Source organism: Rhodobacter sp. SY28-1 (assembly GCF_005222785.1).
Classification (GTDB): Bacteria; Pseudomonadota; Alphaproteobacteria; order Rhodobacterales; family Rhodobacteraceae; genus Tabrizicola.
Window position 1 is genome coordinate 406179 of the sequence record NZ_STGH01000002.1, and the last position, 24353, is coordinate 430531.

Sequence of the window (24353 nt, forward strand, 5' to 3'; positions counted from 1 at the left end):
CGGCGTCCCGGCAACGCAATCGCGCTGCCGGGACGCCCTTTGTCTCAGTCGAAGACCGCCGCGATGTCCTGCACGCTGGCGCCTTCCTTGATCTCGCGCAGCCGGGCGTAGATCAGCGCGACCGAGATCGACCCCAGCGCCGCGCCAATGGCCGAGACCAGTCCCAGGACCAGGATGCCGACGACCAGACCCACGCCGGAAAAGCCGGTCGTACCCAGGAATATCCCGACCAGGAACATCGCGACAAAGCCGATGACCGCCGCGATGATGACCAGAAGGATGATCGCGCCGACGATCGGCCAGCGATAGTCCTTGGTCAGGTTGGCGCTGCGGCTCAGACCTCCGAACCCGACCTTCTCGATCACCACCGCAGCCGGCATCATCGAGAAGACCGCATAGATCCACAGCCCCGGGATAATCAGCGCGATCATTCCAAGGACCGTCAGGATGCCCCCGGCAAGCCCCAGGATCGCAATCGGGACCGCAGCCGACAGGGCGGGGCCGAAATATGCGCCCAGCCGCAGCGGCCGCTGCAGCTTGGCATCATAGGCCATCTGCACCATCAGCGCTGTCGTGACGCCGCTCAGGACCAGCTGGACAATGGTATCTATGCCTGCCCGGACAAAGTATCCGCCATCCGGCGCCGTTGGCTCAGCCACCCCCAGGGCTTCGTTCCAGCCGTTCAGTAGACCCGAGATCACGATGCCAAGCAGCGTCGGCCCAAGGCTCAGGACCAGCACCGGACCGAGATGCCGGAACAGGATGGAAAAGCTTTCGCTGATGATCGAGCCGACGCCAAGCGCGGCTACTGGCGGATTGGTGGTTGCAGAACTCATGAGAACTCCTTCCGATGTGACTTCAGCCAGAAAGGCCTTTCGTTCGAATACGGTGCTGCCGATGTTCACGGCTGCGTGAGGATAGGACCCGATCCCGCGGATTCCAGCAAGCCGTCCTGCAACCGTGCCTTGCAATTGTGGCAAATTGTTCACGCCTGGGTATCGGCCTCGGCGTGATGCTTGTCGGCGCGGCGATCCCCGAACAGCTGGCGCTGTTCCAGATGCGCGCGCTGGGCGGTGTAGAAGGCCTGCAGGAAGGCTGCATGGTCAGCCGGGGCGACCGGGTCGGCATAGCCGATCTTGCGGCGGATCTTCTCGATGATCGTGGCAAGGGTCTTGCGGTGGTTGCCATAGGCCGTGGGCGACATCCGCCCGGTGTCGGCGCGCAACAGGCCTTCCAGCGTCTGCAATTCGAACGCGCCATAATGGTCCAACTGGTGGGACAGGAAGACGATCCGCGTGCCATCGGTCTCGACCGGAATGGCCTCTTGCGCCAAGTCCTTCAGCAGCACCGGCTGCGGCAGGTGGATCACATGCGTCCCGGCCAGAAGATCGCCCAGGCGTTGCCGGTACGGGTTCAGCAGAGGGATCAGGAAGGCCATGACGACCCAGGCAAAGGCGATCAGCGACAGCGTGGGCGAGGCGGCATCGAGGGCAAGCAGCAGCGTGCCGGGCAGAAAAATCTCCGCCTCTTTCAACAGGTTGCGCAGGACAATGGCGTGGGTGCCCAGCGTGCCACCGTCGTGGCTGACGACCTTGATCTTCATCAGCCGCTTGCCCAGCGTCTGGCCGTTCCAGATCAGCTCGGTGATAACGTAATAGGGCACGCGCGTCAGGAAAAACAGCATCATGGCGATGGCGAACAGCGTGTGCGGCTGGGTCAGCTGCATAAGGTCAAGAAGCAGAAGGATCGCCCCTGCCCCGGCCATGGTCAGCAAGACGTCGGCAAGTTGCGCCGCGACCCGGACGCCAACCCCCGCCACCTTCAGCGTCAGGGGCACGCCCTCCGGCGACAGGATCGTGTCGGGCGACGGACGCGGTTTCTTGCGGCGAAAGATCCTCATGCCCGACCTCGTCCCGCCAGCATGGCCCAGGCCAGCCAGAGCAGACCGATCCCCCAGCCGATGGCATAGCGGGTGGTCATATCCTGCACCGTCTGGCGGAAGAAGCCCTCCAGGATCGCCGCAACAACCAGCATCACCGCAGCGACCAGCGCCAGCTTCACCGCGTCGCGCCCGGCACGCTGCAGGGCCTCGCGCCGGGTCAGATCGCCGGGAAACAGGATCGCCGCCCCCATCTGGATGCCCCCGCCGCAAGCGATGCAGATCGCCGACAGCTCGGTCACGCCATGGATCGACAGCCACCCCCCCATGTCCCAGCCCAAGCCCCGGTCGACATGCAACGCCAGCATCGCCCCAAGCCCAAGCCCGTTGTAGAAGGTCAGGGCAATCGCTGGCAGGCAGACAAACACCCCCAGCCCGAAGACAAAGATCGCGATGCGGGTGTTGTGCGAGAACAGGAAGGTCGCAAAGGCCCCAAGCCCGGTGGTGTCCGGATCATTCGAATAGATGACCGATCGCAGATACGAGGTCGTCGCATCCGGGCTGCGGCCGCCGGCAAGCTCGGGCGGAAGAAAGACAAAGTACCAGGACGGGTTTTCCAGATACAGAAGAAATCCCGTCAGCCCCCCCAGCGCCATGCAGAGGAAACCCACCAGGATAAACGCCCAAGACCGGCGCAACGCCTGCGGGGCGGATGCGGTGAAGAACCGGCGCACCAATCCACCAAGCCGTTCCTGCGGGGCATAGACGCAAAGATAGGCCCGCGCGGTCAGCGCCTCCAGGTAGTCCAACAGCGCCCGGTCCAGCGAGATTTCCCGCGCGATGGCCAGGGATGTCGTAGCCCGCCGATAGCTTGCCGCAAGGTCGCGCGCGGCGGCAAAGTCCATCCGGTGCAGCCCGCGACGCTCGGCCTGGGTGACGAGCGATTCCAGAAGCCGCCAGTCAGCCTCGCGTTCGGCGCGGAACCGGGCAGAGCGGAGGGTAAGCGTCTCTGCCATCAGATCAGGTCCCGCGCCTTGATGTCGAGATAGGTGGACACCAGCCGGGCCGTCACCGTGTTCGGCTTGGCATCGACGATGGTCACCCCAAGCCGCACCAGCCGCTCCAGCACGCGGCGGCGGTCCTGGACCCACTGGTTCGCCGCGACCAGAGTCACCACGCCGTCCAGATCGTCGGGGGCCTGCTCCACCACCGCCTCAAGCTCGGGGTCGCGGATGGTGACGAAGACCACCAGATGGCGGCGCGACAGGATGCCGATGTTCTCGATCATCAGCTCGGCCGAAGTGGTGTCGATGAAGTCGGTGAAGATGATGATCAGGCTGCGCTTGGGCGTTCGGGCGTTCAGGTCGGTCAGCGCCAGCGTGTGGTTCGTCTCGCGTCCCACGGGGGCCAGATCGGCGGTCCAGCTGCGCAGGCGGGCAAAGGCCTGACGACCCGGACGCGGCGCGATGAAGGTCGTGGGGCGCGCATCATAGGCGAAATAGCCCACCAGATCGCCCCCGACCGCCGCCGCCCATGCCGTGGCCAGCGCCGCCGTGGTGGCATGGTCGATCTTCGGCAGACCCATCACCTCTTCCTGCATCAGGTAGCCGGTGTCAAAGGCCAGGATGACATGGTGGTTGCGCTCGGCCTGAAGTTCGCGCGCGACCAGCGACCGGCGCCGGGCCGACCGCTTCCAGTCGATGCTTTTCACGTCCATCCCGCGGACAAAGTCGCGCAGCTGGTGAAACTCGGACCCCTCGCCGATCGCCCGGTTTTCCTTCATGCCATAGAGGCTCGACATCACCCTGGTGGTGATCTCGCCGGACTGGACCGGCCGGATGTTCGGCACCACACGGCTCTCCACCGCGACGGCGAGACGCGGCGTGAACTCGAATAAACCCAGCCGCGATGGCCATGAGAGCCAGAGCCGCGTCAACCGCCACACCCCGCGCCGGACCGCCAGACAGGTGACCCTGACCGCATCGCCCGCAAACTGGCAGTCGGCTGGACCGCTCAGCCCTTCGGGCCAGTCGAACCGCACCGTCAGACCGGCAGGCGCGGGAGTGACCGACAGGGTCAGGTCGGCGCTTTCGCCAAGGAAGATTTCCGGCGCAAGGCTGGCGGTGACCGACTTCCCGCGCGACAGCGACAGAAGGATATCGGCAAAGGCCACCGCCATCAGCACCAGCCAGGGCCCCAGCGCAAACTCGCGCAGCGCCCCGCCCCAGAGCCCGGCCGCGACCGAGGCCAGCAGCGCAGCCACGGCTGCCTTCAGCAATCTGGGCGAAGGGCGGATCAGCGCGGGGCCTCGATCTGGTTCAAGATGTTCTGCAGGACCTGCTCGGCGTCCCGACCCTCGATCTCGGCCGTCGGGCCAAGCACGATGCGGTGGCGCAGCGCGGGAATGAAAAGCCGTTTCACGTCGTCAGGAATGGCGAAGTCGCGCCCGCTCAGCGCCGCCAGCGCCCGGGCCGCACGGGCCACCGCATCCGCCGCGCGGGTCGAGGCCCCATGCGAAATTTCCGGATTGGTCCGCGTCGCCCGGATCAGCCGCAGGATATAGGCCAGGATGTCATCCTTCAGGATGATCCCGTCGATCAGGTCCCGGCTTTCTGCCAGTGTGGCGGCATCAAGCACCTTCACGAACCCGGCCGTCTCCAGCCCCGCCTCGATCGGCTTGGCGGCGTGCTGCTTCAGGATCGCCATTTCCACGTCCTCGGGCGGGAAATCGATCTCGATCTTGAACAGGAAGCGGTCCAATTGGGCTTCGGGAAGGGGATAGGTGCCCTGCTGCTCGATCGGGTTCTGCGTCGCGATGACGATGAAGTCCGACCCCAGCGTGTGATCGGTGCCATCGATGCTGACCATCCGTTCGTTCATCGCCTGCAGAAGGGCAGCCTGCGTCTTCGGCGGGGCGCGGTTGATCTCGTCGGCCAGCAGCACCTGACTGAACACCGGCCCCTTGGTCAGGACAAAGGCATTGGTCTGGAAGTTGAAGATCGAGGTGCCAAGGATGTCACCCGGCATCAGGTCCGGGGTGAACTGGACACGCCCGAACTCCAGCGCCAGGGCGGCGGCAAAGCTGCGGGCCAAGAGGGTCTTGGCCGTGCCTGGCGGGCCTTCCAAGAGGATGTGCCCCCGCGCGAACAACGCGACCAGCAACAGGTCAACGGCCTCTTCCTGGCCAAGGACAGTGCGCCCGATCTCGGCGCGCAACGCATCGGCCCGGTCGCGAAGGGTTTCAAGGGTCATTGGCAATCAACTCCAGGATCTGTTCCAGGTCTTCGACATGTTGGATCGCGACGGTCGCGGGAATGCGGGCGGGCAGCGCCTTCACCCGTCCGATAACCTCCTCCAGCCGCGCGGCGAGGTCGGGGCGGCGGCGGGCCAGATAGCGCAGGAATGCCCGCTCCTCGCCGATCTGTCGGGCATGACCGGGCCCGACCAGCCGCGCGGCGGTGGCGGCAACCCGGGCCGCGGCATAGTCTGCCAGAAGCGCACCATCCTGCCCGGTCAGCCGCATCAGCCGCGCCCGCGCCCGGATCGCCAAGAGCTTGCCACTGTCCGCCACCTTCGTGCGAAGAACCGGCCCGGCCCGCCGGAAGGATCGCCACAGGACCAGAGCCAGCGTGATACCGCCGCCCAGCCAAAGCGCCAGGAACGGCGGCTGGAAGAACCGCAACAGGTCCGCCCAGGTTCGTTCCCGCTGGATCGGCTCTTCGGTCGAGGCCAGCCAGTTGTCGCGGCTGTAGTCGATGACCAGACTGCCGTCACCGGCGGCGGACAACAGGAAATCCCGCGCGATCTGGGCATTGTCGCCCAGCCGCAGGCCGTGGTTGTTCAGAAGGTCCGGGTCCGACAGGATCAGGACCGTCCCGTTGGAACCGGCAACCGGGCAGGACGCCAAGAGCGTCTCGGCCCCCTGCCCGATGATCGGCGCGCAGGCCGACCCGTCGAACAGTTGCGCCGCGTAAAGTTCGGCCTCCATCCCGACCCCGGACTGCGACCGGTAGGGCAAGCTGGTGAACACCCGACGGACGCGCGACAAACGGATGGTCTTTTCTCCGGTAAGCGAGCGCAAAAGGGCATTCAGCCGGGCCTCTTCCACCAGCAGCGCCGGATGGGCGATCCCCGTCAGCCGCATGCCGCTGCGCCATTTCGGCAGGACGATCAACCCGGGCAGCGTCTCGATCTTTTCCCGCAACGGACGCCAGTCCAGGTCCGATTCATCCTGCTGGTAGAGAAGCTGCAGCTTGTCCAGCGCAGGCTCAAGATCGCGGCCCGGCACCGTGTCGAAAACCGGCAGGACCAGAAGGCCGATGCTGGCCGGATCCAGCAGCCAGCCCCCGGTAAAGTTCTGCGCGCTGCCCCCTTCCGAGGCGAGCCAAACCTGCAACCCATCGAACCCCACGGGCGAGCGACGCAGTTCCTGCTGCGCTTGTGACAACAGATACAGAAGTCCGGCCAGCACCAGCCCGGCCACCAGACCCACGATCACCAGATCGGTCCGAATCGGCGCGGGGCTCTGGGTGCTGGTGTCCGTCATGCTGCAGGCCCCGTCATCAGGGGACGGATCTTGGCGACATGGGACTGGAATTCCTCTTCGGACACATCCCGGTTGCCGAACAGCACCCTCTCTCCGGCCATCACCAGGGCGCGCAGAGCGTCAAGATGCGCCTGCGCCTTCGGAATATGGCGCAGCGCGTCCCGCATCGTCCAGCTTGGCTGCAGGATCACTCCGTTCGCCGCGATGGTGCGCGCAAGGGCGGCCTGGACCAGCATCACCAGCGCGCGCCTGCGGTCTGCTGTCGTAAGGATCGCCTGCAGATCCGCCGGAGTGCCGATGTCGGCGAGCGACTGCTGCCCCCGCAGCCGCCGGGACCGGGCCGGGTTCTGCACCTCGCCCTCCAGCGAAAACGTCAGCCCACCCCCGAACTGCAGGAAGATCAGCATCACCCCGATCAGGATAGCCACGGCAATCACGATAATCACCAGGTCCGACGGCGCATGAATCTCGGTCGTTCCGTCACTTTCCGTCGGCGCCTTCTGCGGGTCCTGCCTGGTCTCCAGCGGGGGCAAGGCGCCAGTTGGATCATAGTAGCCGACGTCGGTGTCGATGCCACGGTAGCCCAGAGAGTCCAGATAAGCCTCGCCGGACGGCCTGATCTCCAGCGGTTGAGCAGTCACCTCCTGCGCGCTTGCCGCGAAGGGGGAAAGGGAAAGACACAGAACAAGAATTGCGCAACGAAAAGACCGCATGGCAATAGGGTTAGCCGAACAAATGCCCTGCCGCAATCGGCCTGCGCCTCAGGGCCATTGCCCTTTTGCCCCTCCGTCTGGGTTGTGGCCGGATGCGCTGTCAGCCGCGGTCCGGCCCGGTCCGCCCGGTATCCAGATGCGGGATCATGAGCGCGAAGAGTTCCGCCTGGGACGAAATCCCGCAGCGTTCATAGATTTGTCGGCGGAACACCTTGACGGTCAGCGGCGACAGGCCCAGCCGCTGCGCGATCGACGCGGTCGAATGCCCGCGCAGGATCAGAAGCGCTACCTCGCTTTGCCGACCCGACAGGAGGATGCCCCTATCCCGCTCCAGCGCCTTCTTCATGCGGGCCAGGGCATCGGGCCCAGCCTGCGCCGGGGCGGCAATGTCGGGCCAGTGCCGCTCGGCCAGTGCTGTGACGATGGGGGCGATCCGGTGACAGGTCTCGATTGCCCGGGCCGAAAAGGCACGGCCCGAACTCGCGTCACGCGCCAGGCACAAGGTCAACCCGACACCGGGGCGCGGATAGAGAAGAAAGCCGACCTCATCCAGGATCGTCGTCTGCTGGTAGTATTCCTGGAAATAGCGGCTGCGGTGAAAGGCATCCGGGGCGATCTCCAACAGCCGGTAGGCCCCTGGCGGCGCCTCTGACAACTGAAGCTCATAGAGGGGGTCCAGAAGATAGGCCCCATCGACATAGGTTGTCTCGATCTGGGCAAAGACCCTGGGGTCCGATGCCTTGTGAAACAGCACCTGCGGCGCATTGCCCTTGGGAAAGGCCAGGATGACCAGATTGTCCGCCTCGGTCGCCGCGACAAGATAGTCGAACAGGGCTGCCGGAAAATCGGGCGTTCCGGTTGCCCGGATGGCAGCGGCAAGACCGCTTTCTATCGAATTCTGGTCTGTGCGCATCGATACCTCTGCGGGGGTATATACAACCTGAAACGCCCCAAGATACCCTTTCTTACCGAATCAAGGGGTATACCATACATGCAGACGGCGATCTCGATCCGCCAGGCCGTGAAACGCTATGGACCGATCACCGCCCTGCATGGCGTGTCGATGGATATCGCCGATAATGAGTTCTTCACGCTCCTCGGCCCCTCGGGCTGCGGCAAGACCACGCTTTTGCGGATGCTTGCCGGGTTCGAGGATGTGACCGAAGGCGAGATCCACTTGTTCGGCGAAAGGATCGCGTCCCTCCCCCCGGAAAAGCGCCCGGTCAACACGGTCTTCCAGCAATACGCGCTGTTTCCACACCTGACCGTGCTGGAAAACGTGGCCTTCGGCCTGAAGATGAAGGGCGTCCCCTTGTCCGACCGGAACGCGCGCGCCGGAAAGATGCTGGAGCTTGTGCACCTCTCGGGCTTCGCCGACCGCAAGCCCTCCCAGCTTTCGGGCGGCCAACAGCAACGCGTTGCCCTTGCCCGCGCGCTGGCGCCGCAGCCGAAGGTCCTGCTTCTGGACGAACCCCTGTCAGCGCTTGACCTGAAGCTACGGCAAGCGATGCGGGTGGAACTGAAGTTACTGCAGGAAGAAACCGGGATCACCTTCATCTTCGTCACCCATGACCAGGAGGAAGCCCTGGCCATGTCCGACCGGATCGCCGTGATGTCCTCAGGCCAGGTCCAGCAGATCGGCACGCCGCGCGAAATCTACGAAGCTCCCGTCAACCGCTTCGTCGCCGACTTCATCGGCGAGACCAACCTGATCGAGGTGGACGTGGACACCGTAACCGACGGCCAGGCCACCGTCACACTTCCCGGTGGCCACACCGTGGTCTGCGCGGCGGCCTCCAACAACAGCGGACGCCATGCCCTGTCGATCCGGCCCGAACGCGTTGCCATCACCGACCATGCCCCCGACCTGCAGGCCACGGTCGAACGGGTGATCTACCTTGGCACTGACCTGCACCTGATCACCCGGCTGGACGGAGGTGAACCGTTCTCCCTTCGCTTGCAGAACGCCTCCCGCGTGGCCCTGCCGGAACCCGGCGCGCGGATCGGGCTTAAACTGGAGGAAGGCGCGGCCCGCCTTCTGGCCGACTGATGGCCGGGGCTGCACCCACCCCCTCGCCCGAAGCAGGCGGCAGCGACGCCACCTATGCGCGCCTGCGCCGACCCCTTCTGGCGCCAACCTGGACGGTGATCGGCGTCTTCCTGCTGCTGCCCGTTCTCCTGATGGTCGTCTACTCCTTCCTGACCAAGGAATTCCGCGGCGGCGTCGAATGGGATTTCACCCTTGCCGCCTATGACCAGTTCTTCGTCACGCGCGGCCTTTTTGGGGACGAGCCCGCCCAGATCGAATGGACCTACATCACCATCTTCTGGCGATCGATCTGGCAGGCCGGGCTGGCCACGTTCCTCTGCCTGCTGATCGGCTTTCCCACCGCCTGGTTCATCGCCACCAGGCCTGAGGCCTCGCGCCCCATCTGGCTGTTCCTGATAACCATCCCCTACTGGGTCAACCTCCTAATCCGCACCGTCTCCCTCCGCTTCATCCTGCGCGACCAGGGCCCGATGAACGACGCACTGATCGGACTTGGCGTGATCTCCCAACCGCTTGAGATCCTGAACACCAACCTCGCCGTGCAGCTTGGCCTCTTCTACAGCTACCTCCCCTTCATGGTCCTGCCGATCTACGCCGCAGTCGAGCGCTACAACTTTGCCCTCTCCGAAGCCGCTGCCGACCTTGGCGCCAACCGCTGGCGCGCGCTGTTCGAGGTCGTCCTGCCGGTCGTCCGCCCCGGCATCGTCGCCGGCTGCATCCTGGTCTTCGTCCCGGCCCTCGGCGCCTTCCTCGCGCCCGACCTTCTTGGCGGTGCCAAGACCTTCATGATCGGTTCGCTGATTGACGAACAGTTCCGCGGCAGCCAGGGCAACTGGCCCTTCGGAGCTGCCGTCTCGGTCATCCTGATGACGCTGGTGCTGATCGTTCTGATGATCCAGGCCCGCGCTGCGGCGAGGGCCGGGCAATGAAGGGCGTCCGTCATTATCCCGGCTTTCTGGCCGTCACGCTCCTTTGCCTTCTGGTCCTCTACCTGCCGCTGACCGTTGTGGCGGCCTATTCCTTCAATGGCTCCACCTCGATCACTACCTGGGGCGGCTTCTCGCTGCGCTGGTATGCCGATGTCTTCACCGGGCCGGAGGCCACGCGCTTTGGCCAAGCCGCCTGGAACTCGCTGACCATCGCCATCATCGCCTCGACAGTTTCGACCGTGATCGCCACGGCGGCGGCACTGGCGATGATCCGCAGTGGCCGGTTCCGCGGCAAGACCGCCAGCTACGCCCTGATCAACCTGCCGCTTCTGGTGCCCGAAATCGTGATCGCCGTCGCGACCCTGATCTTCTTCACCACAATCGGGCTGACCACGGGTTACCTGACCATCCTCATCGCCCACATCACCTTCTGCATCCCCTTCGCCTACCTGCCCATCGCCGCCCGGCTGTCGGGGATCGAAGGCCACTACGAACAGGCCGCCCGCGACCTTTACGCCAGCCCCTGGCAGGCCTTCCGCCTGATCCTGCTGCCCCTTCTGGGCCCCGGCATCCTGTCGGGCTTCCTTCTGGCCTTCATCATCAGCCTCGACGACTTCATCATCACCAACTTCGTCAAAGGCGCCGGGATGGAGACCCTTCCGACCGCGATCTTCGGGTCGGTCAAGCAGGGGATCAAACCCAACATCATGGCGATCTCGACCATGATGCTGGGGGTTTCCGTCCTTTTCGTCAGCCTCAGCTATCTGATCAACCGCAAGGGCCGCCCGGCCCGATAAGCACAGGGAGACACCGCATGAAACGACTTCTGGCTCTCACCACCCTTCTCGCCACCCCGGCCTTTGCCGAGGGCGAGCTGAAGGTCTATCACTGGTTCGAATACATCCCGCAGGAACTGGTCGACAAGTTCACCGCCGAAACCGGGATCACCGTCACCATCGACACCTACGACAGCAACGAGGCGATGCTGGCCTCGCTGAAAGCCGGGAAACTCGGCCAGTACGACGTGGCCGTCCCCGGCGACTACATGGTCGAGATCATGCGCGGCGAGGGGATCCTTGGTGAATACGCGCCCGAGGAAATGCCGAACTTCGCCAACATCGAACCGCAATGGCTGGACGTCCCGTTCGACCCGGGCCGCAAGCACTCGATCCCCTACCAGTGGGGCTCGACCGCGTTCTCGGTGAACCGCGACGTCTACCAGGGCGACATCAACAGCCTCGGCATCATCTTCAACCCGCCGGAAGAGCTGAAGGGCAAGATCAACGTCCTCGACAGCCAGGGCGAGGTTCTGGCGCTCGGCTCACTGTATCTGGGCATCCCCCAATGCACCACCGACCGCGAACAGCTGAAGGCGCTGAACGACATGCTGCTGGCGGCAAAGGAAAATTGGGCCTCGTTCGGGTCCGACATTGCCAAAGACGTTCTGGTCTCGGGCGATGCGGCGGCCGGGATGATCTACAACGGCTTTTCCGCAAAGGCCCGGGCCGAGGGCGCGAATGTCGAATATGCCTTCCCCAAGGAAGGCTACGTCCTGTGGATGGACAACATGGTGCTGCTGAAGGACGCCCCGAACCGCGACAACGCGATCAAGTTCATGAACTTCCTGCTTGATCCCCAGAACGCCGCCGCCGTCACCAACTACGCCGCCTACAGTCCCGGCGTCAAAGGCGCGACCGAGTTCCTGGATGCCGCGATCAAGGACTCGCCGGAAAACAACCCGCCTGCAGACCAGAAAGGCGAATTCATCATCGCCTGCGATGCCGAAACCCAGGCGCTGTACGACGCGATCTGGACCAACCTGAAAAAGTAACGCCAACCCTTGTGCGCCTTGCCCGACCGCACGATCCGGCAGGGCGCCCCACCCGATGGTGACCTGATGCGCCTTGCCGTCCTCCAAGCCCCCTCTGCCGGGGGTGACCTTTCTGCTGCCTGCGTGGCGGTCGAGCAGGCCCTTGCCGCCGCCGCCGCCGCGGGCGCGACCGTCCTTGTCGTGCCCGAGGTCTTCCTGCCCGGCTACAACCACCCCGAAGTGGCCCGGCTTGCCCTTGCCGACGACGCCCCAGCGCTGCAGCGCGTGCGTCAGGCAGCGCGGACGGCAGGCACCGCCCTTGTCGTAGGCTATGCCGAAGCGGACGCCGGTCTGGTCTGGAACACCGCCCTCTGCATCGGGCCGGACGGGCACGACTTTGCCCGCTACCGCAAGATCCAGCTCTACGGCCCGCGGGAAAAGTCGATCTACACGCCGGGCGACCGCTTTGTGACCTTCACCCTTGCGGGCCGGAAACTCGCCCTTCTCATCTGCTACGACGTGGAATTCGCCCCCCATGTCGCCGCCCTCGCCGCCGAAGGGGTCGAGGCGATCCTAGCCCCCACCGCCAACATGATGCCCTTCACCCATGTCGTGCGGCACACCGTCCCCGCGATGGCCGCCAACCACGGCCTTGCCATCGCCTACGCCAACTTTTGCGGCACCGAGGGCGATCTGACCTATGTCGGCGGCAGCCTCATCGCCGGCCCGCATGGAGAGGTTCTGGCGCAGGCGGGGGAACATCCCGCCCTCCTGATCGCCGACATTCCGCCGGTCGATCCGCAGCGGATCACGACCCAGGCCCAGGATTACCGGAAAGTCTGAACCCATGACCCGCGACCCCCGCTATGACATCCTGTTCGACCCCGTTCAGATCGGGCCAAAACGGGCGAAGAACCGCTTCTACCAGGTCCCCCATTGCAACGGTGGCGGCTACCGTGACCCCTCGGCCGTGGTCGAGATGCGCCGCACCAAGGCCGAAGGCGGCTGGGGCGTGATCTTCACCGAACAGACCGAAATCCATCCCTCGTCCGAGATCACCCCCTTCATCGAACAGCACCTGTGGGAGGACAAGGATATCCCCGCCCTCGCCCGCATGGCAGAGGCGATGAAAAGCCACGGCGCGCTGGCGGGCATCCAGCTGGCCTATTCCGGCATCAACGGCCCGAACCTTTATTCCCGCGATGTGCCGCTTGCCGTGACGGGCGGCCCGATCCTGACCTTCACCTCCGACCCGGTGCAGGCCCGCACCCTGGACCGAGAGGACATCCGCGACCTCCGCCGCTGGTTCCGCCACGCCTTCCGCCGCGCCCAGACCGCGGGCTTCGACCTGATCTGCCTTTACGGCGCGCATGGCTTCGGCATCTTCCAGCACTTCCTGTCGCGCGCCACTAACCACCGCACCGATGAATACGGCGGGTCTCTGGAAAACCGTGGCCGCTTCCTGCGCGAAGTGATCGACGAGGCCCGGGAAGAGACCAAGGGCGAACTGGCCATCACCTACCGGATGAGCCTGCACGAAGACGGCCCCTACGGCTTTTCCAACGCCGAGGTGCGCGACTTCGTCGAAATGCACGGCGACCTCCCCGATCTCTGGGACCTCGCCCACGGGACATGGGAGGCCTGCAGCGGTACCTCGCGTTTCAAGGGCGAAGCCGCACAAGAGGATCTCGTGCGCGGCATCAAGGCGCTTACCTCGCGCCCGGTTGTCGGCGTCGGTCGCTTCACCAGCGCCGATGCCATGGTGCGCCAGATCAGGTCCGGCATCCTCGATTTCATCGGCGCAGCCCGCCCCTCAATCGCCGACCCCTTCCTGCCAAAGAAGATTCAGGAAGGCCGGATCGAGGACATCCGCGAATGCATCGGCTGCAACATCTGCGTCACCGGTGACATGACCGGCAGCATCAGCCGCTGCACCCAGAACACCGCATTCATGGAGGAATGGCGCAAGGGCTGGCACCCCGAACGCCCGCGTCCCAAGGGGCCTTCAACCAGCGTCCTGATCGTCGGCGCAGGCCCCACCGGGCTGGAGGCCGCCCTACAATCCGCCCGGCGCGGCTATCAGGTGACGCTCGCCGAGGCGACGACGACCCTCGGCGGCCGCGTGGCCAAGGAACGCCTTCTCCCCGGCCTCTCCGCCTGGGGCCGCGTGGCCGACTACCGCAACGGCCAGATCGCGCCTCTCACGAACCTCGATGTCTACCGAGACAGCCGCCTGACCGCCGACGACATCCTCGCTATGGGGGCCGAACACGTGGCCATCGCCACCGGCGCCACCTGGCGGCGCGATGCCGTGGCGCGGCTGTATCTGCACCCGATCCCGACCGACCCCGCAATGCCCGTCTTCACCCCCGACGACCTGATGGCAGGCGGTGGACCGACGGGCGGGCGCGTCACGCTCTACGACGACGACCATTTCTACATGGGCTCGGTCCTGGCCGAGCTTCTGGTCGCGCGGGGCTGCACCGTCGATCTCGTTTGCCCCGCGACAAAGATCGCCGAATGGGCGAAGAACACGCTGGAACAAGGCATCATCATGCGCCGGATGCTGGACATCGGGGTCAACGTCATCGTCAACAAAGCCCCCGAAGCCATCGGCGCGGGAGAGGTCATTCTCGCCTGCACCTGGACCGGTCGCACCGAAACCCTCCCCGCCGACGCCGTGGTCATGGTCACCTCCCGCACGCCGCAGGACGCGCTCTACCACGATCTCCGCGCCCGGCAGTCCGAGTGGGAAGCCTCAGGCATCCGCTCCGTCAAGCTGATCGGCGATGCCGCCGCCCCCGGCCCCATCGCCTGGGCCACCTACGCCGGTCGCCGCTTTGCCGAGGAACTGGACATACCCGACGACCGCGGCGACACCCCCGCCTTCCGGCGCGAGGTCGCAGCCCTAGACCCCCTCCCCTCACGCCTTCCCGCCTGAAAGGACCCAGACGATGAACACCGAACATGTCGATACCCTGGTGATCGGGGCCGGACAGGCAGGCATCGCGACCTCGGTCCATCTGGGCCGCAAGGGAGTGCCGCATCTGGTGCTGGAACGCCACCAGATCGCCCACCGCTGGCGGGCCGAACGCTGGGATTCCCTCGTCGCAAATGGCCCCGCCTGGCATGACCGCTTTCCCGACATGGAATTCGCCACCGATCCCGACGCCTTCCCGGGGAAAGAGGACGTGGCCGACTACCTCCGCGCCTTCGCCCGCGCGAACAAGGCCCCGATCCGCGAAGGGGTCGAGGTCACGCATCTGACCCAAGGCGACGACGGCCTCTTCCACGCCACCACCCCCGCCGGAACGATCACCGCGCGCAACGTGGTCTCCGCCACCGGCTCCTTCCAGAAACCGATGATCCCGCCGCTGGTCCCCGCCGACCTTGGCCTGATGCAGATCCACTCCACCCACTACCGCAACCCCGCGCAACTGCCACCGGGTGGCGTTCTGGTCGTCGGCGGCGGCTCCTCCGGCACCCAGATCGCCGACGAGTTGAACCGCGCAGGCCGCAAGACCTGGCTCTCGCTTGGCCCCCACGACCGCCCGCCCCGGCGCTACCGCGGCAAGGATTTCGTCTGGTGGCTAGGCGCGCTGGGGAAATGGGACCTCGAAGCCCCCGCCCCGGGAACCGAGCATGTGACCATCGCCGTCTCGGGCGCCTATGGCGGACTGAACATCGACTTCCGCCGTCTGGCCGGTGAGGGGCTGCACCTTCTTGGCCGGACCGAAGCCTGCAAGGACGGCGTCCTGTCCATTGCCGACGACCTGCAACGAAACATCGCGAACGGCGACAGCTACCTGGCCAACCTCCTCGACGAATGTGACGCACACGTCCAAGAACAGGGCCTCGACCTGCCCGAGGACCCCGAGGCCCGCCGCATCTACCCCGACCCGGACTGCCTGACCCGCCCGACCCGTATGCTGGACCTGAAGGCGCAAGGCATCGGAACGATCATCTGGGCCACCGGTTTCACCTATGACTACGGCTGGCTGGACCTGCCCGTGCTGACCCCCGAAGGTCGGCCAGACCATTCCCGGGGCGTAACGCGCGTCCCCGGCTTCTACTTCGTCGGCCTGCCCTGGCTGACACGGCGCGGCTCCAGTTTTATCTGGGGCTGCTGGAAAGACGGCGAACACATTGCGACCCAGGTCGCGTCCAGGACATGAGGCACGGAAAATGACCACTCACACTCGCTATCGCAAGTTCAACACCAAGGTAACCTACCCCGAACAGAACCTGGACAACGACCTTTGCCACCTGGTCGCGACCCGGGGCGGCACGACCCTCTGGTTCCGCGGCGCCTGCCCGCAGGACCTCGACACGTCCAAAAGCCTGATGACCACCGACGCGGCGGAACAGGCGCACAAGGTGATGCAGAACATCAAGCAACTGATCGAGGAAGCCGGCGGCAAGATGGAGCATCTGGTCAAGCTGGTCGTCTACCTGACCGACGTCCGCCACCGCGAGCCGGTCTACCGGGTGATGGGCGAATACATCAAGGGCGTCCACCCGGTCTGCACCGGGCTGACCGTCGTCGCCCTCGCCCGCCCGGAATGGCTGGTCGAGATCGACGCAACCGCCGTCATCCCCGACTGACCGCACCTTCCCCGATCAGGGTTGGGGCCTCGCGCCCCGCCCGGCTCAGGCCGCAACCGGCTCGATCAACTGCGCCCCAAAGGCGCGGTTGGAGTTCACCTCGACCCCCACGCGATAAGGCTTGGTCATCACTCCCTCGGCGGTGGCCTTCATTAGGACCGCTGCCCCATGCCCCGCCTCACCCAGCCACAAGGGCCAGTCCTCGCGCTCCAGGATCACCGGCTCGCGGTGGTGGATCGCCCCCATCCCCGGCCCGGCTTCCGTCGAGACGATGGCGACCGTATCCATGTCGCCCCAGCGCTGCCAGACTCCCGCCAGCGCCATCGGCAGACCGTCCGCCCGGGTGAAATACCACGGCAGCCGCGCCTTGTTCTCGCCCTCGCTCCATTCATAGAAGCCACTGGCCGGGACGATGCACCGCCGCTCACGGATCGCGGCCTTGAAGGCGGGCTTCGTCGCCACCGTATCCGACCGCGCATTGATGATCAGCGGCCCGTCATTCGGCGCCTTGTACCAGCTTGGGATGAACCCCCAGCGCATCGCCCGCAGCCGCCGGACCCCGCCGTCCGAGGTCACCACGGCCACCGTATTCGTCGGGCAGACGTTGAAGTTCGGCGTCATCGGCAGGTCATTACCCGGTACGGCATCGAACAGCGCCGCCAGCGCCTCGTTCGGATGGGTGATGGTGAAACGCCCGCACATCGGCCAAAGATAGGCCCAAGTCCGGCCCAGGCCAAGCCGCTGGGGGAGTGAAATTGGCGCCTTCCCGCGCTATGCTGTCGCACACCGCGAGGACGCCACCAGACCAAGGGATCCCCATGACCCCGCTTTCGCAATTGTCCCGCCGCGTCAAAAACCTCGACCGCGCCCGCGCGTTCTGGCGCGACACCCTGCAAATCCCCGAGCTCTACGCCTTCCCCGGCCTCGCCTTCTTCGACCTGGGTGGCACCCGGCTGATGCTACGCGAAACCGGCACGCAGGACGAGGCGGACATCCTCTACCTTTCCACCCCCGACATCACGTCAGCCCATGCCGCACTAGCGGAACGGGGCGCCAACATGACCGGCGCCCCGCACATGATCCATAAACACCCTGACGGGGCCGAGGAATGGATGGCTTTCTTCAAGGATGATGAAGGCCGCGACCTCGCCCTGCACTCCGTGGTGCGGCCCTGATCCTTACTGCCCCAGCTTCTTGATCCGCCCCTCAACGGCGATATTCACCGTGCCCAGCTTCTCGACATAGGCCATCACGTCATTGGCCACGAGCTGCCCCGTCGGCCCTTCCGTGATGATCCGGCCTCCGCCAAGGCTGGCATAGCCATCCCCACCGCCAAGGATGTAATCATTGACTGCGACCGTGTAGAGCTTGTCCGCCTCCAGAGGCGCTCCGCCCACCATTACCTCACTGACCCGCGACCCAGCCGGGGCCGAAGCGTCGAAAGCAAAGGTCACGCCCGAGACCTGGGCGAACCGCCCCGCTCCATTCTCGACCTGGCTCACCCCATTCTCCAAGGCCAGCAGCACCTGCGACCCCGGCAGCTCGGTCACCACCGTGGTATTGCCGAAGGGTAACTCGGTCAGAATGTCCCGCCGGGTCAGTTTCCGGCCCGCCTCATAGGTCGTATCACCGCGAATACCGCCGCCGTTCATGATCGCGATATCCGCCCCCGTCGCATCCCGCAGCGCATCGGTGATCAGGTTGCCCATCGTGGCTTCCTCGGCCCGCACCACATTGCGGCGGCTGTCGAGCGGCGCCTCCACGGTGCCAATCTCGACATTCAGGTTCTCATCCATCGTCGCCCGCAAGGCATCCGCCATGGCAACCGAGTCCGGGTCCGGGGTCACTGCGGCGGTATCGATAAACCGGAAAGCCGGGACCCAAGAGATCTCGCGCTTGCCGTCATCGGTCGTGGTGACCTCGACCGTCAGGTCGATCGGCGACAGGAACTGCCCGTCGATCGAGGTTTCGACATAGGCCGTCCGCCCGTCATAGGCCGTGGCATAGGAATGGTCGTCGCCCGACAGGATCACGTCGAAGGCCCCGCTCGCCATCAGCGCCCGGTCGTTCTCCATGTTGGTCTGCACCACGCCCACCACGAGATCCGCACCCTCTTCCCGCGCCTTCTCTGCCGCGGCCACCCCGGTCTCCACCGTAGGCAGGAACTTCAGGCTGCCGGTCGACGACACTTCGGGCGAAGTATCCTGCGCCACCGGGATCAGCGCGATCTTCAGACCGGCCACTTCCTTCACCATGACGCCGCCCAGGCCCTCGATGGCCGACCCGTCGTCATTGGTGATGTTGATCGCCGCCCACGGGTATTTCGACGCCTTCATCTTCTCCATGAAGTTTTCTGGCCCGAAGTCGAACTCGTGGTTCCCCGGCACCGCCAGATCGAAGGGCACGAGGTTGGTGAAGTCGATCGTGTTCTGCCCCTTGTCGAACCCCGAGGCCAGCGAGGGCGACAGCATGTCCCCATTGAATAGATACAGCGTGTTGGGGTTCGCCGCGCGCTCGGCCTTGGCCACCGCGTTAAGACGCGCAAAGCCGCCACGGCCATCCTCTTCCTCAAAATTGTAGACGTCTCCGACGCCCAGAAGCGTCAGCTTCACCGTCTCCGCTGCGGCAGGACTTGCGGCAATCGCCGCGATGATGGCGAGTCTCGAAATCCGTTTCATCGGAAGTCTCCTTGTGATTGAACGGTGAATGCCCCAGCATGCGTCTGTCGCGGGGCATCTGTCAAAGAACCTTCGCTCGAAATCGTGACAAACGGGTGATTTTTGGCAAACCATTGCCAGTCCCGTTAACCTTGGGTATTCGGCCAGCATGCTGATCCTGAAGATCTTCCGCCGCCCCGAATGGGATGCGTTCAAGGACGCCGGGGAAACCCTGGGCGCACCGATCGATCTCGCCGACGGCTATATCCACTTCTCTACCCCCGCCCAGGTCGCCGAAACCGCCGCCAAGTGGTTCGCCACCGAAAGCGACCTGGTCCTCGTGGCCTTCGACCCCGACCGGCTTGGCCCGGCGCTGAAGTGGGAGCCTTCCCGCGGCGGCCAGCTTTTTCCGCATCTCTACCGCGCCCTGCGGCTGGACGAAGTGGTCTGGGACAAGTCCCTGCCGCTTGGGGCCACCGGCCATATCTTCCCCGAGGGGCTCTGGTGAAGAGGTTTGAGCGTCTGGGCCTCGCGGCCCTGCACCGGCTGGACCCCGAACGTGCGCATGGCCTGTCGCTTCTGGCCCTGCGCGCGGGCCTTGCCCCGCACCCAGGTCCGGTCGACCTGCCCCGCCTGCACGTCACGCTTGCGGGCATGCCTCTGCTCAACCCGGTCGGCCTCGCTGCCGGCTACGACAAGAACGCCGAAGCCATTACTCCCCTCTCGCGCGCGGGTTTCGGTTTTCTTGAGGTCGGTGCGGCCACGCCGCTGCCGCAGCCCGGCAATGACCGCCCGCGTCTGTTCCGGCTGACCGAAGACCGCGCCGCGATCAACCGCTTCGGCTTCAACAACAAGGGCATGCAGGCCATTGGCGCCCAGCTGGCCGCACGCAGCCGAGGCCCGGTGCCGGTGGGCCTGAACCTTGGCGCGAACAAGACCTCGGAAAACCGCGCCGGCGATTTCGCCAAGGTCCTTGCGCATTGCGGCCCGCATGCCGATTTCGCCACGGTGAACGTCAGCTCTCCCAATACCGAGGGCCTGCGCAACCTTCAGGGCCGGACGATGCTGGCCGGGCTTCTGACGCAGGTCATGGAGGCGCGGCTGAAACTCGCGCGCCCGCTTCCGGTTTTCCTGAAGATCGCCCCCGACCTGTCGCCGGGCGAGTTGGAAGACATCGTCGAAGTTGCCCTGGCCGCAAAAGTCGCGGGGATCATTGCGACCAACACCACGCTGTCCCGCGAAGGTTTGAAATCTGCAAACCAAGGGGAAACTGGAGGACTTTCAGGGGCGCCTTTGTTCGAAAAGTCTACAAGGGTGCTGGCCCGGCTGTCGCAGCTCACCCACGGCCTTCTGCCGCTGATCGGGGTCGGCGGTGTCGGATCGGCCGAGCAGGCCTATGAAAAGATCCGCGCCGGCGCCACGGCCGTCCAGCTTTATACAGCCATGGTCTATCAGGGGATTTCGATGGTCCCAAAGGTCGCCACCGGGCTTGACGCACTGCTGGCCCGCGACGGCTATGCCAGTGTCTCGCTTGCCGTGGGCACCGGACGCAGCGCCTGGCTGTGACCAAAATTCTTTAGCAAGAATTTTGACAAGTTCCTTTCTCAAGGAATTTGGGTACCCGGTCGCGGCGACGGTCAGAACGCCTTGAACGTCATCGTCGTCAGCGTCCGCTGTATGCCGGGGATGTCGAACAGCCTGGACGACAGATAATGGCCCACGTCCTGGTCGTCCGGGATATAGACCTTGGCGATCAGGTCATAATCGCCGCTGGTGGAATACAGCTCGCTCACCACCTCGCGGTCCCAGATCGCGTTGGCGACCTCATAGGTCTGGCCTGGGGTGCAGCGGAACTGGACGAAAACCAAAGCCATCGGGGCCTCCATTCTTGCTTACAACTCTAGCCCGCCCGACCCGCAAGGAAAAGCCTCACTCCGCCTCGCCCAAAGCCAGTGGGGCAGGCTCCCGCCGCAGATCGTCCACGGTCAACGGCCCCGCAGGCCGCGCCAGCCGGTTCCGCACCACCCAGTACAGCCGCGTCTGCGCCCGGGTGATCGCCACATAGGCCAGCCGCTTCCACAATGGCACCCCGGCCTCGGACCGCCCCGACTGCGCGGCCGCATAAAGGTCGGGCGCAAAAACCTGCACTTCGTCCCACTGGCTGCCTTGGGCCTTGTGGATCGTCACCGCTGCCCCGTGCAGGAAGGCCGCCCCCATTCGCGCAGCGTGCGGGATGAAGGGTTCCTCCTCGTCCGGCTTCTCGATCTTGATGATGCTCGCCGCGCTGACCTGAGGCTCCTCCGCCCCCACCACATGCAGCCGCGCAAACCCCTCGCGGTTGCCCTCGCCCAGATAAATGACCTGCGCGCCCTTGATCAGCCCCCGCGCCTCCAGGTCGATCCGCTTTTTCCGATGCTTCAACGGCAATTCGATCCCGTCGCAGATCAGCGGCTCTCCCGGCAATAGCGCATCCTCCGGTGCGCCATAGGCGTTGCGGAAGGCCTGGATCAGCCGCACCCGCGTCGCATTGCGCCAGACCAGCACCGGAGACCGCGCCATCAGCCCCGCCTCGACCCGTTCCGCCCAGACCACCCGATCATCGGCCCGCGCCTTTTCCTGCACCAGAGCCTCGAAATCGTCGAACCCCAGCCGGTCGTCGCCCAGAGCATGAGCCAGGTCCAGGATCGGGTTGTCCTCGGTCTGCCGGTGGATGCGATGCAGGATCAGCTTCCGCCCTTCGGACAGCTTGTCGAACACCATCTCGCCCGACTGCCCCACCGGCGCAAGCTGAGCGGGATCGCCGAACAGGACGAGCGTCGGGAATATCTCGCGCAAGTCGTCGAACTGGCGTTCGTCCAACATCGACGACTCATCGACAAAACCCACATCCAGCGGCTCCTCGCGCCGCTTCCAGCCCTTGATGAAATCGGAACCTTTCAGCCCCGCCGACGCCAGCGCACCCGGGATTGACGCAACCTGGCTGTAGAACGCATGCGCCCGGTCCAGCGCGACATCCGTCAGCCCAGCAATCGCGAGGCTGTCGATCACCGGCCGCGACCCTGTCCCCGCCAGCCACTCCGCGATCTTCTCGTACTCCGGGTCATAGACCGGCGTGTACAGGATCCGGTGGATTGTCGTCGCCGGCACGCCCCGCAACCGCAACACGCTCGCCGCCTTGTTCGTCGGCGCCAGGATCGCCAAAGTCCGCCGGTCCTTGCGCTTGCGCCCCTCATAGTCGCCCGAGATCACCTCGACCCCGGCCGCCTTCAGGCCCCTGTAAAGCTCGGCCAGAAGCATGGTCTTGCCCGAGCCCGCCTTGCCCACAACCGCCAGAACCGACGTCCGCCCCTCGGCCATCGGGGACAGCTCACCCTCGGCCAGGTCGATCCCGGCCCCGATGAAGGCGGCTGCCAGCCGGTCAAAGGCCTCGGCCTGGTCGTCGGAAAAGGTCAGCGCGGGGGCCTGCATGGGCCCGACCATAATCGGGATGCATGGCAAGCGTAAGTCCGGCCTAATGCATGTGGCGGCCCGATGGCGGAGGCGACTGCGGCGGCTCGTCCGGCCCGTCCAGCAGCGCCAGTTCCTGCCGCGCCTCCGAGATCGCCTCTGCAACCCGCACGGCCAGACGAGGCAGATCGTTCTGATTTGCGTAGGCTAATAGATCCGACAAGACGTCGAAAACCCAGTCGTGGCTCATGACTCCCTCGGCCCGCAACAGTGCTGCCAGAGACGCGGACCCAACCAGGGGCCACCTCTCACTGGCTGCGCCACTAAAGCACAGATATGCAGGCAAAGGGTGAATTCGTTGGCTTCGGTTGATATTACATCAGCCGACTCGCCTCCAGCGTGTCCTCAAAGGTCCGCAGGCCCGTGCGCGGCGCCTGCACCAGCACGGCCATGTTGCCCGGCTTGTGCTGGTTCTTCCACATCAGCGTATGCGCACGCGGGATCTCGGCCCAGGGAAAGACCTCGGACATGCAGGGATCAAGCCGCCTCTCGCACATCAGCTTGTTGGCCGCCGAAGCCTGCTTCAGATGCGCGAAATGGCTGCCCTGCAGGCGTTTCTGGTGCATCCACATATACCGCACGTCGAAGGTGCAGTTGAAGCCAGAGGTCCCGGCGCAGATCACCACCATGCCGCCCTTCTTGCAAACCAGCGACGAGACTGGGAAGGTCGCCTCACCCGGATGCTCGAACACCATGTCGACGTTCACACCCTTGCCGGTGATGTCCCAGATCGCCTTGCCAAAGCGCCGCGCCTCTTTCAGCCAGGTGTTGTATTCCTCCGAGTTCACCTTCGGCAGCTGGCCCCAGCACTTGAACTCGTTGCGGTTTATGACCCCTTTGGCCCCCAGCGACATCACGAAGTCGCGCTTCGATTCGTCGCTGATGACGCCAATTGCATTGGCCCCCGCCGTGTTGATCAGCTGGATCGCATAGGACCCAAGGCCGCCCGACGCGCCCCAGACCAGCACGTTCTGCCCCGGCTTCAGGTCATGCGGCTCGTGCCCGAACAGCATCCGGTAGGCCGTCGCCAGCGTCAGCGTGTAACAGGCCGACTCCTCCCAGGTCAGGTGCTTGGGCCGCGGCATCAACTGCTGCGCCTGCACCTTGGTGAACTGGGCAAACGACCCGTCCGGCGTCTCATAGCCCCAGATCCGCTGGCTGGGCGAAAACATCGGATCGCCGCCGTTGCACTCCTCGTCGTCGCCGTCATCCTGGTTGCAGTGGATCACCACCTCGTCGCCGACCTTCCAGCGCTTGACCTTGTCACCCACCGCCCAGACGATGCCCGACGCATCCGATCCTGCGATATGATAGGCAGCCGTGTGCCCATCAAACGGGCTGATCGGCTGGCCAAGGCCCGCCCAGACGCCGTTGTAGTTGACGCCTGCGGCCATCACCAGGACCAGCACTTCGTTGCTGTCGATGGTCCAGGTGTCCACCACCTCCTGCACCATGGCCTGTTCCGGCGCGCCATGCCGCTCGCGCCGGATTGCCCAGGCGTACATCTTGGCCGGCACATGACCCAGGGGCGGCATCTCGCCCAACTCGTACAGGTCCTTCTTCGGCGCGTCGTAGATTACTTGGGCGTTTTGCGTATCCAAAGCCAACTTAGCCTCCAACCAGATGCCGCGCCGCAGAATCGCCGCGCCGTTGAGAG

At 65.2% G+C, this 24353-nt stretch carries 25 protein-coding genes; 11 read left to right on the forward strand and 14 right to left on the reverse strand.

Annotation, left to right across the window (positions count from 1 at the left end; genetic code table 11):
* Window positions 1-44 precede the first annotated feature (44 nt).
* From E8M84_RS10985 to E8M84_RS11020, 8 genes are all read right to left on the reverse strand, one after another.
* Window positions 45-836 (reverse strand): hypothetical protein, encoded by a 792-nt coding sequence (locus E8M84_RS10985; protein WP_137111242.1) that lies wholly within the window; start codon window positions 834-836, stop codon window positions 45-47.
* A gap of 149 nt (window positions 837-985) precedes the next feature.
* Window positions 986-1900 carry an RDD family protein gene (locus E8M84_RS10990; RefSeq protein WP_137111243.1) on the reverse strand — a complete coding sequence of 305 codons (915 nt, stop codon included), beginning with the start codon at window positions 1898-1900 and terminating at the stop codon, window positions 986-988.
* On the reverse strand, window positions 1897-2895 hold the full coding sequence (locus tag E8M84_RS10995; RefSeq protein WP_137111244.1) for a stage II sporulation protein M: 999 nt from the start codon (window positions 2893-2895) through the stop codon (window positions 1897-1899). The genes E8M84_RS10990 and E8M84_RS10995 overlap by 4 nt, the downstream gene beginning before the upstream one ends.
* Entirely contained in the window at window positions 2895-4142 is a 1248-nt protein-coding gene (locus E8M84_RS11000; RefSeq protein ID WP_240790355.1) for a DUF58 domain-containing protein, read from the reverse strand. Before E8M84_RS11000 ends, E8M84_RS10995 begins: the two co-directional genes overlap by 1 nt.
* A 32-nt stretch (window positions 4143-4174) precedes the next feature.
* Window positions 4175-5131 carry a MoxR family ATPase gene (locus tag E8M84_RS11005; RefSeq protein WP_137111245.1) on the reverse strand — a complete coding sequence of 319 codons (957 nt, stop codon included), beginning with the start codon at window positions 5129-5131 and terminating at the stop codon, window positions 4175-4177.
* Window positions 5121-6425, reverse strand: a complete 1305-nt coding sequence (locus tag E8M84_RS11010) for a hypothetical protein (protein ID WP_137111246.1) — start codon at window positions 6423-6425, stop codon at window positions 5121-5123. The genes E8M84_RS11005 and E8M84_RS11010 overlap by 11 nt, the downstream gene beginning before the upstream one ends.
* Window positions 6422-7066: a DUF4129 domain-containing protein gene (locus E8M84_RS11015; RefSeq protein WP_170971907.1), complete on the reverse strand. Its 645-nt coding sequence runs from the start codon at window positions 7064-7066 to the stop codon at window positions 6422-6424. The genes E8M84_RS11010 and E8M84_RS11015 overlap by 4 nt, the downstream gene beginning before the upstream one ends.
* A 172-nt stretch (window positions 7067-7238) precedes the next feature.
* Window positions 7239-8051 carry a response regulator transcription factor gene (locus E8M84_RS11020; protein ID WP_137111248.1) on the reverse strand — a complete coding sequence of 271 codons (813 nt, stop codon included), beginning with the start codon at window positions 8049-8051 and terminating at the stop codon, window positions 7239-7241.
* A gap of 78 nt (window positions 8052-8129) precedes the next feature.
* On the opposite strand from E8M84_RS11020, the gene E8M84_RS11025 reads away from it, so the two are divergent.
* The 8 genes from E8M84_RS11025 (at window position 8130) to E8M84_RS11060 (ending at window position 16532) form a co-directional block, all read left to right on the forward strand.
* Entirely contained in the window at window positions 8130-9188 is a 1059-nt protein-coding gene (locus tag E8M84_RS11025; RefSeq protein ID WP_137111249.1) for an ABC transporter ATP-binding protein, read from the forward strand.
* Entirely contained in the window at window positions 9188-10117 is a 930-nt protein-coding gene (locus E8M84_RS11030; RefSeq protein ID WP_137111250.1) for an ABC transporter permease, read from the forward strand. Before E8M84_RS11025 ends, E8M84_RS11030 begins: the two co-directional genes overlap by 1 nt.
* A complete protein-coding gene (locus tag E8M84_RS11035; RefSeq protein ID WP_137111251.1) occupies window positions 10114-10914 on the forward strand; it encodes an ABC transporter permease in 801 nt (266 codons plus the stop codon). The genes E8M84_RS11030 and E8M84_RS11035 overlap by 4 nt, the downstream gene beginning before the upstream one ends.
* A gap of 17 nt (window positions 10915-10931) precedes the next feature.
* Window positions 10932-11948 (forward strand): extracellular solute-binding protein, encoded by a 1017-nt coding sequence (locus E8M84_RS11040; protein WP_137111252.1) that lies wholly within the window; start codon window positions 10932-10934, stop codon window positions 11946-11948.
* Between the two features lie 66 nt (window positions 11949-12014).
* Window positions 12015-12770 (forward strand): nitrilase-related carbon-nitrogen hydrolase, encoded by a 756-nt coding sequence (locus E8M84_RS11045; protein ID WP_137111823.1) that lies wholly within the window; start codon window positions 12015-12017, stop codon window positions 12768-12770.
* 4 nt (window positions 12771-12774) lie between these two features.
* Window positions 12775-14868 (forward strand): FAD-dependent oxidoreductase, encoded by a 2094-nt coding sequence (locus E8M84_RS11050; RefSeq protein ID WP_137111253.1) that lies wholly within the window; start codon window positions 12775-12777, stop codon window positions 14866-14868.
* A 13-nt stretch (window positions 14869-14881) separates the two neighbouring features.
* Window positions 14882-16102, forward strand: coding sequence for an NAD(P)/FAD-dependent oxidoreductase (locus E8M84_RS11055; RefSeq protein ID WP_137111254.1), 1221 nt, complete (start codon window positions 14882-14884; stop codon window positions 16100-16102).
* A 10-nt stretch (window positions 16103-16112) separates the two neighbouring features.
* Window positions 16113-16532, forward strand: coding sequence for a RidA family protein (locus E8M84_RS11060; protein ID WP_137111255.1), 420 nt, complete (start codon window positions 16113-16115; stop codon window positions 16530-16532).
* A 45-nt stretch (window positions 16533-16577) separates the two neighbouring features.
* Here E8M84_RS11060 and E8M84_RS11065 read toward each other — a convergent pair whose 3' ends face one another.
* On the reverse strand, window positions 16578-17234 hold the full coding sequence (locus E8M84_RS11065; protein ID WP_137111256.1) for an SOS response-associated peptidase: 657 nt from the start codon (window positions 17232-17234) through the stop codon (window positions 16578-16580).
* 116 nt (window positions 17235-17350) lie between these two features.
* Between E8M84_RS11065 and E8M84_RS11070 the strand changes: the two genes are divergently transcribed.
* Window positions 17351-17707 carry a VOC family protein gene (locus tag E8M84_RS11070; RefSeq protein WP_137111257.1) on the forward strand — a complete coding sequence of 119 codons (357 nt, stop codon included), beginning with the start codon at window positions 17351-17353 and terminating at the stop codon, window positions 17705-17707.
* A 3-nt stretch (window positions 17708-17710) separates the two neighbouring features.
* Here the strand turns inward: E8M84_RS11070 and E8M84_RS11075 are convergent, their stop codons facing one another.
* A complete protein-coding gene (locus tag E8M84_RS11075; RefSeq protein WP_170971908.1) occupies window positions 17711-19210 on the reverse strand; it encodes a bifunctional UDP-sugar hydrolase/5'-nucleotidase in 1500 nt (499 codons plus the stop codon).
* Window positions 19211-19358: 148 nt separating this feature from the next.
* Here E8M84_RS11075 and E8M84_RS11080 point away from each other — a divergent pair, with 148 nt between their 5' ends.
* Together E8M84_RS11080 and E8M84_RS11085 are read left to right on the forward strand one after the other, a co-directional pair.
* Entirely contained in the window at window positions 19359-19697 is a 339-nt protein-coding gene (locus E8M84_RS11080) for a DUF952 domain-containing protein (protein ID WP_137111259.1), read from the forward strand.
* A complete protein-coding gene (locus E8M84_RS11085) occupies window positions 19694-20755 on the forward strand; it encodes a quinone-dependent dihydroorotate dehydrogenase (protein WP_137111260.1) in 1062 nt (353 codons plus the stop codon). Before E8M84_RS11080 ends, E8M84_RS11085 begins: the two co-directional genes overlap by 4 nt.
* Before the next feature lie 71 nt (window positions 20756-20826).
* On the opposite strand, the gene E8M84_RS11090 is transcribed toward E8M84_RS11085, so the two are convergent.
* The 4 genes from E8M84_RS11090 to ccrA all read right to left on the reverse strand — a co-directional run bounded on the left by E8M84_RS11090 (window position 20827) and on the right by ccrA (window position 24303).
* Entirely contained in the window at window positions 20827-21063 is a 237-nt protein-coding gene (locus E8M84_RS11090) for an Lrp/AsnC ligand binding domain-containing protein (RefSeq protein WP_137111261.1), read from the reverse strand.
* Window positions 21064-21118: 55 nt separating this feature from the next.
* Entirely contained in the window at window positions 21119-22657 is a 1539-nt protein-coding gene (locus E8M84_RS11095; RefSeq protein ID WP_240790356.1) for an ATP-dependent RecD-like DNA helicase, read from the reverse strand.
* Window positions 22658-22700: 43 nt separating this feature from the next.
* On the reverse strand, window positions 22701-22886 hold the full coding sequence (locus E8M84_RS11100) for a hypothetical protein (RefSeq protein WP_137111263.1): 186 nt from the start codon (window positions 22884-22886) through the stop codon (window positions 22701-22703).
* Window positions 22887-23010: 124 nt separating this feature from the next.
* On the reverse strand, window positions 23011-24303 hold the full coding sequence (gene ccrA / locus E8M84_RS11105; protein WP_137111264.1) for a crotonyl-CoA carboxylase/reductase: 1293 nt from the start codon (window positions 24301-24303) through the stop codon (window positions 23011-23013).
* Window positions 24304-24353: the final 50 nt, after the last annotated feature.